The sequence below is a fragment of the Aeromonas sp. ASNIH5 genome (assembly GCF_002902865.1).
GTDB lineage: Bacteria > Pseudomonadota > Gammaproteobacteria > Enterobacterales > Aeromonadaceae > Aeromonas > Aeromonas caviae.
This window is the reverse complement of the sequence record NZ_CP026122.1, coordinates 755,109-769,359: the sequence shown is the minus strand read 5'-3', so window position 1 is coordinate 769,359 and position 14,251 is coordinate 755,109. Positions and strand designations below refer to the sequence as shown.

The window sequence follows — 14,251 nt, the reverse complement described above, 5'->3', positions numbered from 1 at the left end:
CAAGAGGGAGGCTTCAAGCCTCCCTCTTTCATTTGTGTCTATTTGCTGGCGGTGTTCCCCGCTCGCCTCGCCCGTCTGCGTGCCTCAGGGGGAGAGGTGTGCCAGGGCCTGGCGGCAGCGCTGTTCGGCCGCCTCCAGCTCCAGCAGGACCATCTGGATATCTTCCAGCTGTTGCTGCAGGGTCTCCCGCTTGTCGGCCACCAGCCCCAGCATGGTCTGCAACTGGGAGCGGCTGCTCTTGTCCGCATCGTAGAGATCGAACAGCTCCCGGATCTCTGCGAGGCTGAAGCCCAGACGCTTGCCACGCAGGGTCAGCTTGAGCCGCACCCTGTCCTGACGGCTGTAGATCCTGTGTTGTCCCTGGCGGGTGGGGTTGAGCAGGCCCTGATCCTCGTAGAAGCGGATGCTGCGGGTGGTCACATCGAACTCGCGAGCCAGTTCGCTGATGCTGAAGGTGCGGGTGTCGTCCCTGGATTTGGTCATGGGGCTGTCTTGGCTGCCATCTGGTTGTCAATGCAGGCTGGCACCTTACCCAAACGTCAACTTCCCCGCAAGTCTTGTTCCCGTCGCGGCCGCGGCATATGTTATCCCGATGTAACAAGGAGAGTGCTATCGATGGATATCGTGATTGTGGCGGCCAAACGTACCCCCATGGGGGCCTTCCAGGGGGCCTTGAGCGGGCTCAGTGCCCCCGAGCTTGGCGCCTGCGCCATCCGCGCCGCGCTGGCGCAGGCCGGGATGACGGGGGAGCAGGTCAATGAGGTCTATATGGGCAACGTGCTGAGCGCAGGGGTCGGCCAGGCGCCAGCCCGTCAGGCGGCGCTCAAGGGGGGGCTGCCGGACAGCGTGCCCTGTACCACCATCAACAAGGTGTGCGGCTCCGGCATGAAGGCGGTGATGCTGGCGGCGGACAGCCTGCGCCTGGGGGAGGCCGAGGTCGTGGTGGCGGGGGGCATGGAGAGCATGAGCCGCGCCCCCTATCTGCTGGACAAGGCGCGCAGCGGTTTTCGCATGGGGCACCAGAGCGTGCTCGATCACATGTTCCTGGACGGCTTGCAGGATGCCTACGAAGGCCATCTGATGGGTCATTACGCCCAGTTGAGCGCCGATCGCAGCGGACTGACCCGGGCCGACATGGATGCCTTTGCCATCGCCTCCCTGGAGCGGGCGCTGACGGCGCAGCGCAGCGGTGCCTTTGCCGCGGAACTGGCTCCCGTCATGACCTCTGAGGATACCCTGCTGCTGGCCGAGGATGAGCAACCGGGCAAAGCCAGGCCCGACAAGATCCCCGGCCTCAAGCCGGCCTTCAGCAAGCACGGCACCATCACGGCGGCCAATGCCAGCTCCATCTCGGACGGGGCTGCAGCCCTGGTGTTGATGCGGGGCGAGACCGCTGCCCGGCTCGGATTGCCGGTGCTGGCCAGGGTAGTGGGTTACCAGAGTCACGCCGCCCTGCCGGCGGAGTTTACCAGTGCCCCCGTCGGCGCCATTGACAAGTTGCTGGCCCGGGTGGGCTGGTCGGTGGAGGAGGTGGACCTGTTCGAGGTGAACGAGGCATTCGCCATGGTGAGCATGCTGGCGATGGCCGGGTGCGGCATTCCCCATCACAAGTTGAACGTGAACGGCGGGGCCTGTGCGCTGGGGCACCCTCTTGGCGCCAGTGGCGCCCGCATCCTGGTGACCCTGATCCATGCCCTGCGTGCCCGCGGGCTCAGGCGAGGGGTGGCGAGCTTGTGCATCGGGGGAGGGGAGGCAACGGCCATCGCCATCGAGGCAGGCTGAATGCGTGGGTGAGATTGCAGCGGGTTGATGACATGACAACGTCCCTTCAAGAGGGACGTTGTCATGTCTGGCGGGAGTGGACCGGTTGCTCTTCCATGGCATGAAGCTGCTGGTTGACCCAGGCGGTGGCGCTCAGATAGAGGTGGCTGACCTTCTCTTCGTTGAGGCCGAGCCGGACGGTGTTGGCGGCGACCCGCTGCCAGTCGGCTTTCTCGAAATCTTCACAGAACGCGAGGTAGAACCCGAGCTTGCCCTTGCGGGTGAGCAGGGCGGCACGAATGTCGTCGGTCAGGGGAATGGAGCCGAGCAGCTGATCCAGCGGTTCTCCCATGAGCACGTCCAGCAGGGAGAAGAGGCCGGTTACAAAGGCTTGCTGTGCCTGCTCTGCGGGCGCATGGGTCTGGGCCAGCAGTTCGCAGAACCGGGCTCTGATGAGGGACATCTGGTGGAGTTCGGCGCTCTTTTCACTTCCCGCACTGGTGGCTGCGATCAGGGCGACGAAGCGCTTGAGCTGGGCGTGCCCCAGGGAGCTTGCGGCCTGGCGAAACGAGGCGATGGGTTGTGGGAAGCGCTTGAGGTGGTTGATGTAGCGCAGCAGCTTGAGAGAGAGGGTGAGATCCTGATTGAGCAGTTGCTCAATCTTGTCCAGATCCGGTTCGGTCTGATTGACCACCTCGAGCAACTGCATCACCACCAGTTGGGCCGGCGGTATGGTGGGCTGTTGAACCATCTGGGGGCGGCTGAAGAAAAATCCCTGGAACAGGGTGACGCCGAGCTGCTTCATCCGCTCGAACTCTGCCTGATCCTCGACTTTCTCGGCCAGATAGGTGAGGGGCAGGTGGCGATGATTCGCCATGAAGTGCTCGATGCAGGGTTGCGGCGTGCTGCGCAGGTCGAACTTGATGATATGGATGTAGGGGAGGAACCTGTCCCAGTCTGAGACCATGGTGAAGTCATCCAGCGCCAACCGATAGCCCAGCCCATAGAGCTGGATCACTTTTTCCAGCAGCGCATCGTCGGGCTCGGCATCCTCCAGGATCTCGATCACCACCTTGTCCCGTGGTAGGCACTCGGCCAATCCGTCCAGCAACAGGGAGTGGGGGAAATTGATGTAGCAGGGGTGATCTCCGATGAGATGATCGATGTTCTGCTGCAAGAACTGCTCGGCAACCAGCCTGGAAGTGGCCTGCTGTGCGGAGACGGAGGGAAATACATTGTCCAGGCTGTCGCGAAACAGCAGCTCATAGGCTTGGGTGTTCAACTCCCGATCCAGAATGGGCTGCCTTGCTACATAGGAATACATGCATCTCTCCACCATGGTTACAGGCTTGATTCTATGGTGAAGCGGATCACTATGCCAGTGCCGACCGGTCGGGAAGGTCAACAACTGGCATACTATTTGTCAGGAAACCCGGGGTGTCAGAACAGGTAGTTGAGCTGGAGGCCGGCGAGCCAGGCATCCCCTTCCGAGGTGCCATTGAAAGTGGAGGTGGTCTGGGGGATGCCGGGCCTGAGCTGCATGGTTTCGCTCACGTCCACCTTCTTGCCGTCGATCAGGGTCAGCCCCAGATCCAGCGAGAGGTGGCGGTCAATCTGGTAGCCCACGCCAGCGCTGTACCAGACCCGATCCGAGTCGGGGATGGAGATGGTGCGGCGATCCGCCGGGACCGGGCTGCGGTCGTAGGCGATACCGGAGCGCAGTTGCCACTGGGGGGCCAGCTGGTAGGTCATCCCCAGGGCATAGCGCCAACTGTCTTCCCAGTGCTCCTCCTTGATGTGCATGGTGCCGTGGTGGTCGAGCTCGGATTCGAGCTGCACGAACTTGCTCCAGTTGGTCCAGTTGATGCTCGAATGCAGCGCCAGGGCCGGGGTGAGTTGATGGAACACAGCCAGCTCGGCGGTGGCGGGCAGGGGCAGATCCAGGCTGCCGGTATCGGTGAAAGGCTGGCCCCTTTGATCGATGCCGATGGCGTCACCGGAGAGGGTCAGGGTCACGTCGTGGCGATAGGAGAGACCGACGCGGGTTGCCTGCGACAACTCAAGCAGGGTGCCCAGGTTCCAGCCCATGGCCCAGCCATCCCCTTTCAAGTGCTTGGCTATCTGGTTGTTGGAGGGGAAAGTGCCGCCCACTTCCCCTTCCCCCTGAATGGCGGAGAGACCGGCCCCGACGGACCAGACGCGGTTGATGCGATAGGCCAGGGAGGCCCCCAGATCCATGGTCTTGATGTCGGAGACGTTGCCGAAGTGACCGGCGTTGTAGTTGTCCGGCATCTTGACCCCGAGTCCGTAATAGGAGGTGGCGGCAAGTCCGAGGCGCCATTGCTCGCTGAGGGGCACGATGAGATAGGCGTTGGGCACCCAGGCGTCACCCGCAATGTCGTGGGCTCCGGCATCCAGGCTGACCGGCCCCTGGGGGGTAGGCACCCGGGTGGTGCCCTCTATGTTGACGTCGGGGTGCACATGGATGACGCCGCCGGAGAAGGCCAGGGTATCGAACCGGGTCATGGCGGCGGCATTGCGGGAGAGCACGCTGGCATTGTCGGCGATGGCGGCTTCACCCGCGAAGGCACGCCCCATGCCGGTGGCGGATTGCTCCGCGAGCTGGAAGCCGGCAGCCTGTACCTGGCTCGACAGCAGAAAGAGGGCTATAAGGGAGGGTTTGAACGTCGGATGCATGGTCTTTCCTCGGGATGAACTGGGTGTTCATTCTGTTATTCGGTTGGGGCCGGGATTTTATATGGTATGACCAGCAAGGCAACGGGGAGAGGGGAACGTGCGGCAAAACGGGATTAAATGCTGAAAGAAATACCCATAACAGTTTGATAAAAAAAGAAAAGAGTACAGTTGTTTACTACAGCTGTGCGCTCAATTGGCGAAATTGGATAAAAAAAGAGCGCCCTGGGGCGCTCTCGATGATGACATGAAAATCAGAATTTCATGTTGAACTGGGCGGAAGCCAGCAGGGCGTTGCCGTGGGAGGTGCCCTTCCAGCGCAGCGCATCGCTGTGGTTGCGCAGGCCTTCGTTCACGTCCACTTCCTTACCGTCCAGATAGGCCATGCCGAAGTCGAGGCTCATGTCCGGATTGATGTGGTAGGTGGCACCGGCGCTGTACCAGATACGGTCGGAGTCAGGAATGCTCAGGCTGCGGTATTCCGGCTCGATGGGGCTGTTGTCGTAGGCGAAGCCGATACGGGCTTCCCAGGACGGGTTGACGTACCAGGTACCGCCCAGGGCGTAACGGGCTGAGTCCTTGAACTTCTCGTCTTTTTGCAGGCACACGCCGCCGGCGCAGTTGCTGCTGGTGGCCTTGAGCTCCTGGAAGGCGCTCCAGTCGGTCCAGTTCACGGAGTAGTGGACAGCGAATTGCTGGTTCAGGCGGTGGTAGCCTGCGAACTCGGCCTGGGCCGGCAGATCCAGCTTCAGGTTGCCATCGACGACGCGGTTGCCGGAGGTGGCACCCTGGAAGTCGCCGTCAAAGCTCAAGTCCACCTGGGAGCGGTAGGTCAGGGCGAGACGGTTGTTGTCGTTGATCTCGTACAGGGTGCCGACGTTCCAGCCAAAGCCCCAGGTGTCGCCCTTCAGGTGAGCCAGACGGGTATCGGAGTTGGCGCCCGGAATGGCGGCGGAAAGCGCACCGGCATAACGGTTCAGCTCGGCGGCGGCGTAGACGGCATTGATGCCGGCACCGACGCTGAAGCTGGAGTTGATGCGATAGGCGATGTTGGGGTTGATGTTGAAGGTCAGCAGCTCGGTGTCACCGGCGCCGGCACCGGCCGCGAAGGTCTTGGAATATTCGGTGGAAAGGCCGTAGTTGGAGAAGAGGCCGATCCCCCAGGCCCACTGATCATTCAGGGGCTGGATGAAGTAGGTGGCCGGCACGAAGGCATCGGGGGCGATGTCGCTTTCGCTGGACGGAGCCAGCTTGGTGGGGCCGGCATAGATGTCGCCAGCCACATCCACGTCGGGCTTGATATAGGTGCCGGATACAGACAGTGCCATCTTGTCGAAGGTGGTCATGGCCGCCGGGTTGCGGGACAGCACGGCCGCGTTGTCGGCGATGGCTGCTTCACCTGCGTAGGCGCGACCCAGACCGGAGGCCGAGTGCTCGTTCAGCTGGAACGCGGCGGCGAAGGTCTGGGTGCTGGCCAGGGTCACGGCCGCAGCGATCAGGCTTTTCTTGAAAAAGGCAGTTGTCATAGTGTTCTCTCTTTGTAAGCAGATTTTCTGTCGACATCGCAGCTCTTTGGCGGCTATTGACGACATGATCTGTTGTTATGTCAGCTTCTTCCCATTCATTGCTGGCGTGATTCTATGGATCTGGTAGGAGGTAAGAAATCAGACCAGTGACAGCAGAATACATAAAAGTTTCCATTGTGTTAATCATTTGTTTTAACTTGCCGTTTTATTAGGCTGATTTATCTATTATTGGATAAATAAAGCACAAATGGTGCCATTTGCGTCATTTAAAATAAATGGTAGAAATGTGACTTCGCGCGGGCAATGGGCGGGAACATGCGGGGATGTGGGGATGAACAGGCAGACAATGAGGATGTCTGCCTGTGATGTGGCTGAGGCGGAGGACGAGTCAGCCTGGGTCAAGGTCTGTTAAATGGACCAGTGCAGACGTGACTCAAGCTGGCGGGCAACCGGGGCGAGGGGCTCCTGCATGTCTCCGATGAGCACCATGTTGGCCCCCTTGAGCGGCAGTATCTCCCCCTTGAGGGTCCCGTCTGCAAAATCGGACTGGATCGTCAGTGGCAGGTGCTTGGGGACGAGGAACAGGGTGACCGGTCCCATCTTGTCCTGCAGCACCATGTGCAGGGCCGGTCCCTGGTAGAAGGCGCAGTGGTTGACATAGGTTACCTTCATGCCCGGCATCTCGCTCAGGGTGGCGCCATATTTCTCCATTTTCGCGTTGATGGTGTGCAGGCTGACCCGCTCATCCACCGCATGAATGAAGGGCTCTTCCCCATAAACGTGGGACATGGCGACCTGAGCCAGCGACAGGGTGTCCGGTGCCACAGGCCAGCTGATCCAGCGGGTGCTCATGCCGAGCAGGAAGGCGACCGAGGCCGCGATGGCCAGAGCGCGCCATGGCGTGCGTGCAGGAGTGACGGGCAGCGGGACCACCTGCTCCTCTTCGGCTGCCATCGCCTGCCTGAGCAGGATCCGCTCCGCAAGACCGGCCGGTACGTCCACTTCCAGAGTGCTGCGCACCTGGCGCTCGAGCTGCTGCATCTCGTCCAGATGCTTGCGATTGGCCGGTGACGCCTCGGCGGCTTTCAAGAAGGCGGGATCCCTGTCCGAGGGGTGAGTGATGGCCCGGCGGCGAAATTCAAGCTCATCCATTGGTGTGTCCTCTCTGTTGTTTCGCAGACTCCATGGCCTCTTTTATCTGGTTGCGAGCGCGAAACAGCCTTGTCATGACGGTGTTCTTGTTCAGGCCGAGTTGCTCGGCGATCTCCTCCCCGCTGAATCCCCCCAGAACCTGCAGCAGCAGCGGCTCCTGATACTCGGCAGGCAGGCGGGCGATGTGGCGCCTGAGCCATTCGTGCTCCATCTCCTGCTCGCTTGGCAGGACACCCTGATCCCGCAGGGGGTGCTCGTCGAGGTCGACGAGATCGAACTGCTTTCGCTCAAAGCGGCGGGCATTCTCCCGCCGCAATATGGTGATGAGCCACGCCTTGGCAGCCTTGTCGTCCAGCAGGGTATCTATCGCCTTCCAGGCGCGCAGGAAAGTCTCCTGCACCAGATCCTCGGCGATTTGCGGATCCCGGCACAGCCAGTAGGCGTAGCAGTAGATGTCCCCGTGCAGGGCGTACACCAGGGCTTCGTACTTGGTTTGTTTGTCAGCCATCTCCCCATAGACCGGAGAAGTGAGGGGATCCTTTCCCGTGTCGGCCCTTTTTCTTCTGAAAAAACCTAACGCCATAAAGGGGTGTCCTGTTTCATGAGGGGCGCATCATGCACGCATCCACGCCAGTATTCGAAGACCATAGGCTATCGCAAAGCTCTCCCAGGTGCACAACTCCCTGGCGAGCGCCTGCCTGGGCAGGTGTTCGCCAGGGACTCGCTTGGGGGAAAAACAGGCCCGATCCAGGCCGTCCAGCAGCGCCCCCATGGCGGGGTCGCGGTGACAGGGCAGCCTGGCCAGATGCAGACAGGGGGTGTCCCAGCGCAGGACGGCCCAGGTCAGCAGGGTTTCCCTGGCCTCGTCAGGAGAGCCCGTGGCGAGGGCCCGTTGCAGGCGATAGAAGGCGCGCCAGCGCGGCCAGCGGCGCATGAATGCCCGCAGCAGGATGGCCAGGAGCACCCAATAGAGATACTGGCCCCCTGGTGCGGGGGAGGCGGGAGTGGCGCTCTCCCTTGCCGTGAACACCAGAGAATGTGCGGGCAGGCGCGCCTCCTCGATGCGGCCGCTCTGGGTGTTGAACCAGCGCAGGGTCTGGGGGGGCAGCACATAGCGCCCCGCCTCGTCGGCGGTCAGGGCCTGGCGCCACTGGCGCTCGAAGCGAAGCGCCCCCTCGGCCACGAATCGCTCCTGTTGCTGCTCGCCGTCCGGCTTCATGGAGAGGCCGGCGGGCATGGGCGGGGCCGGCAAGAGGGGCAGGCGGTTGCCATCCCCCCCTTCCATCACCAGGGTGAGGGTGCGGATCACCGGCTCACCCACCCTGGCCTGGGCCGGGCTGAACTGCTGGCGCAGCACCAGGCTGCTCGCCACCGGCTCCAGGGGGGCCTTGTCCACCTTGATGAAGAGGGTCGTCGCCCTGGCGGACAGCAGATCCCCCGCGTTGCCCGGCGCGGTCGCACCGGCCGCATCCTGGGGCGGCAACCGCCCCTGAAAGCGGGGGGATTCGACGGGATGGAGCCCGGGCCCTTTGGCCTGCAGCAGCCATTTTCGCGTGAGACGCCCGGGCAGGCCGGGGCTGGCGGGAGAATCCCAGCGATCCTCGCCAAGGCGGCGAATGGTAAAGGCCGGGGTGATGGGCTCGCCGAGGTTGGGGGCCTCCAGGTTGGCAGGCAGCCAGAGGGTCAGCTCATAGATGAAGGGCTGGCCGGGGTAGAGATTCCCCTCATGGAGCACCCGGGCCTGCAGCTCGACCGGAGAGAATACCGGGTCTTGTGCCGGCATCAGGGTGCCGTCCAGGGAACGTGTCGGTACCGCCAGGGAGGGGGTGAGATCGGCGCCAAGGGGCAGGGAGGGCACCTGGTGCGGGCTGGTATCGAGCAGGTGCAGGGGGATCTGCCAGCGGGTCAGGCTGCGGCTCTGGGCACTGACCCGCTGGATACTGACCCGCCCGACCGCAAACTGGCGCAGCAGCGGTTGCAGGTTGAGATCCTCATCGCGGTGCAGCCCGTCGGCCTCGATGACGAGCAGCCAGTCGCGCTCGCTCGCCCCCGGCAACAGTTCGGCCTCGACAGGAGCGGCCTGCACCCGCATGGCGCACAGGGCGAGCAGCAGCCAGCAGCCGATCCGGGGGGAGAGCAAGCGCAGCACGAGGATCACCAGGGCTCCTCCACCTTGATCAGGGGGCGGCGCAGGGCCTCCTTGCGAAGGCGCTGCTCCAGCAGCAGCACGGGGGGCGCCGGGGGGCGGGGAGCCTCTGAGGCGCGGGTGGGGTCGGGAGTGTCGGCCTGCGCCGGGGCATTTGCCGAGGGCGTTGTCTGCGGCGGGTTGGCCCGCAGCAGGGCCAGGTTGTGCAAGGCATCCCTGTGCCCAGGTTCAAGGCGAAGGGCGCTCAGATAGGCCTGCTCCGCGGCGGCAAGATCCCCGAGCCAGACCAGGGCATTGCCCCTGTTGTAGTGGGCGGTGGCGCTGTTTGCCCTGCCATAGGCGGCGACGGCCCTGGCGTAATCCCCGGATCTATACCAGGCGTTGCCTTGCCAGACCGGATCCTGGAAGGCGTTGGCCGCTTCTCGATAGTGTCCCTGGCGATAAGCCTGCCAGCCTTCTTCATCTTGTCGGGAGGCCGCCTGCAGGGAAGGGGGCGCGACGCCAATGACGAGGATCACCAGCAGCCAGTGGGTGCCGATCCGCGCCAGCAGCGCCAGGGGGAGCAAGGGGATGAGCAGCCAGGGGCCGAGATCCCGGGATTGCCCCTGCGTCAGGGCCTGGCCCATGGGCAGGGGGGCAAAGCGGGGCAGGCCGGAATCAAGCCAGGCCAGCCTGCCTCCGGTACTGGCGGCAAGGGCGGTCATGGCCTCCTCGTCGGGCGCCGGCAAGGTGTGGCCGATCGGGCTGCCGAGCTGCCAGCGCTCGGCGGCCACGCCGGGCAGCCGAGTCTCCTTGCCCCCGCTGGCCAGCAGGATGTCGAGCCGCGGGGCCGAGCCTGCCTTGCAGAACAGGTCGTTGAGGCAGGGCCAGAGGGCGGCGATGCGATCGCGCGCTGTCCCGGAGAGGCCGTCGGTCACGAGCAGCAGACGGGCGGACTGGCCCGGCGGGATCAGGGTGAGGGCCAGGGCCACGGCGCGCTCGGGGGCGCTGCCCTGGACAGGCATGATGGCCGGGCGCAGGTCCGGCAGCAGTAGGGCGATGGCCTGATGATCCCGGGTGGGAGGCATGGCGAGGTAGGCATCCCCGGCAAACAGGATGAGGGCGATGGGATGGGCCGCGTCCTGCCGCGCTATGTCGGCCAGCATCTCCTGCAATCCCAGCCTTACCCGGGTTGCCCGGTCCGGCGCCAGATCCTGTGCCAGCATGGAGTCGGATAGATCCAGCAGCCAGATATCGAGGGCCGGGCTCGGCATGGGGAGACTCTGCTGGCGCAGGGCGGGGCCCGAGAGCGCGAGGATCACCGGCAGACAGGCAAGCCAGCGCCAGGGGATGGCCCGATGGCGGCTCGGCAGCAGATAGGCCTGCATGGCCGGGGAGAGCAAGCCGGGATCGCGGCGGCGGCGCCACCCCTGCCACAGCCAGGGGAGCAGGGCCAGCAACCAGAGGGGGCGCAGCAAGATCAGCTCCATGGTGCCACCATCATGGCCTGCCTACTCATGGGATGGCCTGTGTGACAGGGGGATGTGCCAGCGGGCTGGCCAGCAGAGCAGCAGCCAGGCCAGGGCCAGTGGCCAGGGGTAGAGCTCCTGGTGGGGCCGGGAGAGGGTCTGGGGCCGGGCGAGGGGCTCCAGGGTGTCGATGGCCTGGTTGATGGCGGCGAGATCGCCCCGGTTGCGGGCGCGAAAATAGCGGCCTCCTCCCAGTGTCGCCAACTGCTGCAACAGGGCTTCATCCAGTTCGGCACTGGGATCGGCGTCCCCTGCGGGCGCGGCGAAGGTGTCGGGGTCGGCGCCCACCCCCAGGGTATAGAGACGGATGCCGGCTTTGGCGGCGAGCCGGGCCTCGGTCAGGGGATCCGCATTGCCCGAGGTATTGCGCCCGTCCGTCACCAGCAGCAGGGCGGTGGGGCGGGTGGGGTCGGCGTGCTGGCGTGCCAGCAGGATGGCTTCCCCCAGGGCCGTGGTGCGCCCCACCAGATCGAAGTCGAGCTCCCTGGCCAGGGTGAGCAGGGCCCCGGTCTCCTGGGTGAGGGGGGAGAGCAGATAGGCGTGATCGGCAAAGACGACAAGGGCGATGCGATCCCCCGGGCGGGAGGCGACAAGGTTGCTTATCTGCTGGCGCACCGCGGCAAGCCTGTCCGTTTGCTCTCCGTCATCCAGCATGTCCTGGGTGCGCATGCTGTCGGAGAGATCCACCGCCAGGATGAGGTCTCGGCTGCTCTGGTAGTGAATGATCGGGGGCTCCTGCCACTGGGGGCGGCACAGGGCCAGTACCAGGGCGCACCAGCAGATCATCATGCGCCACAAGGGCTGCCCCGCCTGGGGCTGGAGCAGGGGAAAACCTCCGTGAACGAGCTGGTTTCCTCCCTTGCGCCCCTTCATGGGAGGCAGGCCGAAGCGCACCAGCAGCGGCAGGGCGAGGGCGAGGGAAAACCAGGGCCAGGCGAGGATCATCGCGTACCCTCCGGGGGAGGTGCCCCTCGCTTGCTTGCCGGGAATCGCGGCGCACTGACGCAGCGTCGCCCCCAGGCGAGATAGGCGAGGCGCAATCTTTTGCGCTGTGCCTCATCGGGTACTCTGCCCCCATAGAGCCAGAGCGGCCACTGGGCGGCAAACCGGGAAAAATCGCTCCCCCCCTTGCTGTCCAGCCAGGCGAGCCAGTCCTCCCCTTGCAGGGGGGCCGCCTCGGGCCAGCGGGCCATGGCCGCTTCTCGCAGGGCATCCTGCAGCCTGGGGACGAGATCGTCTGCCTGCCAGTCTATCCGGAGCGCCCAGTGGCGCTGGCGCCACAGGGTGAGGACCGTAATGGCGATCAGGCAAGCGGCGATCGCCGCGATCAGCAGCCCCCCGAGGGCCATCAGGCGAGGATCCTGTGCAGGCTCGAGAGCGGGGCCTTGGTGGATGTCGCGCAGCTCGGCACGGATGGCTTGCAAGGCCTCACTGGACGAGGGCTGGCGATATGCATCCGGTGCGGGCACGCCCTGCTCCCCCCTCAAAACAGACGGCATCCACCCTCCTGCCACTGGCGTTGCAGGGTGGCGCCGTTGTCCAGGCGATAGAGGCGCGTCACCAGGGGCAGCAACTGCTGGCGACAGGCCTCGGCCTGTTCGTCGGCCGCCCTCTGATAGCGGGCGCGAAAGCGGGGATCTTCTCCCGCGAGCCAACCGCTGTGTCTGCCTGCCTGCACTGCCAGTTGCCCCTGCTCGGGCAGGGCGGCTTCCAGGGGATCGCGGATCTGCCAGTAGTGGATGTCGTGGCGCAGGCGAAGGCGTTGCAACTGCTGGCAGAGGGCCTGGTCCGGTACCTGGTGATGGCTTATCAGGGTCAATCTGGCCCCGTGGGGCAGGGTGAGTCGTGCCAGGGTCTGGGCCAGCGTCCAGGGGGGGGGGGCGCGATCCAGCCCTGCCTCGTAATGGCGGCAGAGCGCTTCCAGCAGAGGCATGAGAGAGCCGCGCTGGTGCTCTGTGTGGGGGACTTCGCCCTGGCAGATCAAGGTATTGGCTTGTTTCTCCCCCTGCCAGAGCAGGGCGGCGGCCAGCTCGCAGCCAAGGCGGGCCTTGAGCTGGGCGCGGGAGCCAAAGTACATGGCGGGTGAGAGATCCAGCAGCAACCAGTGGGCCTGATCCTGCTCTTCCCCGTAGAGGCGGGTGTGGGGGCGGCCGAGGCGGGCGGTGACCCGCCAGTCGATGTGACGCACCTCATCACCGGCCTGATAGAGGCGAAGCTCCCTGAAATGGAGCCCGGGCTGGCGCCCGATACGCCCCTGGGCCGCCTGATGAATGCGGGCACGCTCGCCCTGGCGCGTCCAGAGGCGAACCGCCAGCAGCCGCTCGAGGGTGAGGGCGATGTCGGGGTGATCCCGGGGCTCGGCGACGGGGGTCATGGCGACAGGGCTGCCTGCGGGGGCCGGTTCAGGGGCATGGAATGGCATCCAGCAGCAGGGTGATGAGCGCCTCGCTATCGAGGTTGTCCGCCAGCGCCTGATAACTCGGGATGAGGCGGTGGCGCAGCACGGCAGGCGCCAGTTGCTGGATGTCTTCGGGTAGCACGAAGTCGCGCCCGGCGAGCCAGGCCCGGGCCCGTGCGGCTCTTGCGAGGCCGATGCTGGCTCTGGGACTGGCCCCCACCGCGACCAGGGGGTCTAGCTCGGGGCACAGGCCGCTGCCGGGGCGGGTGGCGCACACCAGTTGCACCAGATAGTGCTCGAGGCGCCCCTGCATCTGTACCCCTTGAACGGCGGTGCGGGCTTCCAGCAGGTCGGACTGGCTGAGGGTGACCGGCGGCGTCGGCAGGGCGTCGCCGCGGGCGTTGAGCTGGAGGATGGCCAGCTCCATGGCGGGGCTGGGGTAATCCACCAGCAGCTTGAGCAAGAAGCGATCGAGCTGGGCCTCCGGCAGGGGATAGGTCCCTTCCTGCTCGATGGGGTTCTGGGTGGCGGCAACCATGAAGAGGGAGGGCAGGCGCCAGCTCTTCTTGCCCACGGTGATCTGGTGCTCGGCCATGGCCTCCAGCAGGGCGGATTGCACCTTGGCCGGCGCCCGGTTGATCTCGTCCGCCAGCACCAGATGGTTGAACAGAGGACCGGGTTGAAACACGAAGCTCGCATCCTGGGGATGGAAGACCTCGCTGCCGGTGAGATCGGCAGGGAGCAGATCCGGGGTGAACTGGATACGGGCAAAGCGCCCCTCCACGGCACCGGCCAGCGCCTTGACCGCCCGGGTCTTGGCAAGACCGGGGGCCCCCTCGATCAGCACATGTCCTTCACATAACAGGGCGATCAGCAGCCCCTCGATGAGGGGGCCCTGTCCCAGGATCTGGCTGCCCAGATAGTCTCCAAGTGCTCTGAACTCGGCCGCTGCCATGCGATAAACCCGTTGTTTTTATGGAAGTTGATCTTTTTATACCCCAGTTGGCTCACAAGGGCGAGGGAGGGTGGCAAGATGGGGACAATTTAGTTTCAATCAGCTGTATGA

At 64.7% G+C, this 14,251-nt stretch carries 13 protein-coding genes; 1 reads left to right on the top strand and 12 read right to left on the bottom strand.

The annotated features are described in order from the left end of the window. Positions 1-84: 84 nt before the first annotated feature. On the bottom strand, positions 85-483 hold the full coding sequence (locus C2U30_RS03390; RefSeq protein WP_010674655.1) for a MerR family transcriptional regulator: 399 nt from the start codon (positions 481-483) through the stop codon (positions 85-87). Between the two features lie 132 nt (positions 484-615). Here C2U30_RS03390 and C2U30_RS03385 point away from each other — a divergent pair, with 132 nt between their 5' ends. After that, entirely contained in the window at positions 616-1,782 is a 1,167-nt protein-coding gene (locus tag C2U30_RS03385; RefSeq protein ID WP_103243175.1) for a thiolase family protein, read from the top strand. A gap of 61 nt (positions 1,783-1,843) precedes the next feature. Here the strand turns inward: C2U30_RS03385 and C2U30_RS03380 are convergent, their stop codons facing one another. The 11 genes from C2U30_RS03380 to C2U30_RS03330 all read right to left on the bottom strand — a co-directional run bounded on the left by C2U30_RS03380 (position 1,844) and on the right by C2U30_RS03330 (position 14,140). Next, positions 1,844-3,085: an EAL and HDOD domain-containing protein gene (locus C2U30_RS03380; RefSeq protein ID WP_103243174.1), complete on the bottom strand. Its 1,242-nt coding sequence runs from the start codon at positions 3,083-3,085 to the stop codon at positions 1,844-1,846. A gap of 116 nt (positions 3,086-3,201) precedes the next feature. Beyond that, positions 3,202-4,458 (bottom strand): OmpP1/FadL family transporter, encoded by a 1,257-nt coding sequence (locus C2U30_RS03375; protein WP_103243173.1) that lies wholly within the window; start codon positions 4,456-4,458, stop codon positions 3,202-3,204. A gap of 251 nt (positions 4,459-4,709) precedes the next feature. Then, entirely contained in the window at positions 4,710-5,981 is a 1,272-nt protein-coding gene (locus tag C2U30_RS03370; protein ID WP_041211385.1) for an outer membrane protein transport protein, read from the bottom strand. A gap of 408 nt (positions 5,982-6,389) precedes the next feature. Further along, on the bottom strand, positions 6,390-7,133 hold the full coding sequence (locus tag C2U30_RS03365) for a DUF3379 domain-containing protein (RefSeq protein ID WP_103243172.1): 744 nt from the start codon (positions 7,131-7,133) through the stop codon (positions 6,390-6,392). Further along, entirely contained in the window at positions 7,126-7,716 is a 591-nt protein-coding gene (locus C2U30_RS03360) for a sigma-70 family RNA polymerase sigma factor (protein WP_103243171.1), read from the bottom strand. Before C2U30_RS03360 ends, C2U30_RS03365 begins: the two co-directional genes overlap by 8 nt. A 30-nt stretch (positions 7,717-7,746) precedes the next feature. Beyond that, on the bottom strand, positions 7,747-9,282 hold the full coding sequence (locus tag C2U30_RS03355) for a hypothetical protein (RefSeq protein ID WP_442752129.1): 1,536 nt from the start codon (positions 9,280-9,282) through the stop codon (positions 7,747-7,749). A 5-nt stretch (positions 9,283-9,287) separates the two neighbouring features. Further along, positions 9,288-10,748, bottom strand: a complete 1,461-nt coding sequence (locus C2U30_RS03350; RefSeq protein WP_103243169.1) for a vWA domain-containing protein — start codon at positions 10,746-10,748, stop codon at positions 9,288-9,290. Positions 10,749-10,769: 21 nt separating this feature from the next. Beyond that, the gene (locus tag C2U30_RS03345; RefSeq protein ID WP_103243168.1) at positions 10,770-11,732 is read right to left on the bottom strand and encodes a VWA domain-containing protein; all 963 of its coding nucleotides are present in this window, start codon (positions 11,730-11,732) and stop codon (positions 10,770-10,772) included. Continuing rightward, a complete protein-coding gene (locus C2U30_RS03340) occupies positions 11,729-12,286 on the bottom strand; it encodes a DUF4381 family protein (RefSeq protein WP_233721053.1) in 558 nt (185 codons plus the stop codon). The genes C2U30_RS03345 and C2U30_RS03340 overlap by 4 nt, the downstream gene beginning before the upstream one ends. Then, positions 12,271-13,161 carry a DUF58 domain-containing protein gene (locus C2U30_RS03335; RefSeq protein ID WP_103243167.1) on the bottom strand — a complete coding sequence of 297 codons (891 nt, stop codon included), beginning with the start codon at positions 13,159-13,161 and terminating at the stop codon, positions 12,271-12,273. Before C2U30_RS03335 ends, C2U30_RS03340 begins: the two co-directional genes overlap by 16 nt. A gap of 28 nt (positions 13,162-13,189) precedes the next feature. After that, positions 13,190-14,140 carry an AAA family ATPase gene (locus tag C2U30_RS03330; protein ID WP_039039116.1) on the bottom strand — a complete coding sequence of 317 codons (951 nt, stop codon included), beginning with the start codon at positions 14,138-14,140 and terminating at the stop codon, positions 13,190-13,192. Positions 14,141-14,251 lie beyond the last annotated feature (111 nt).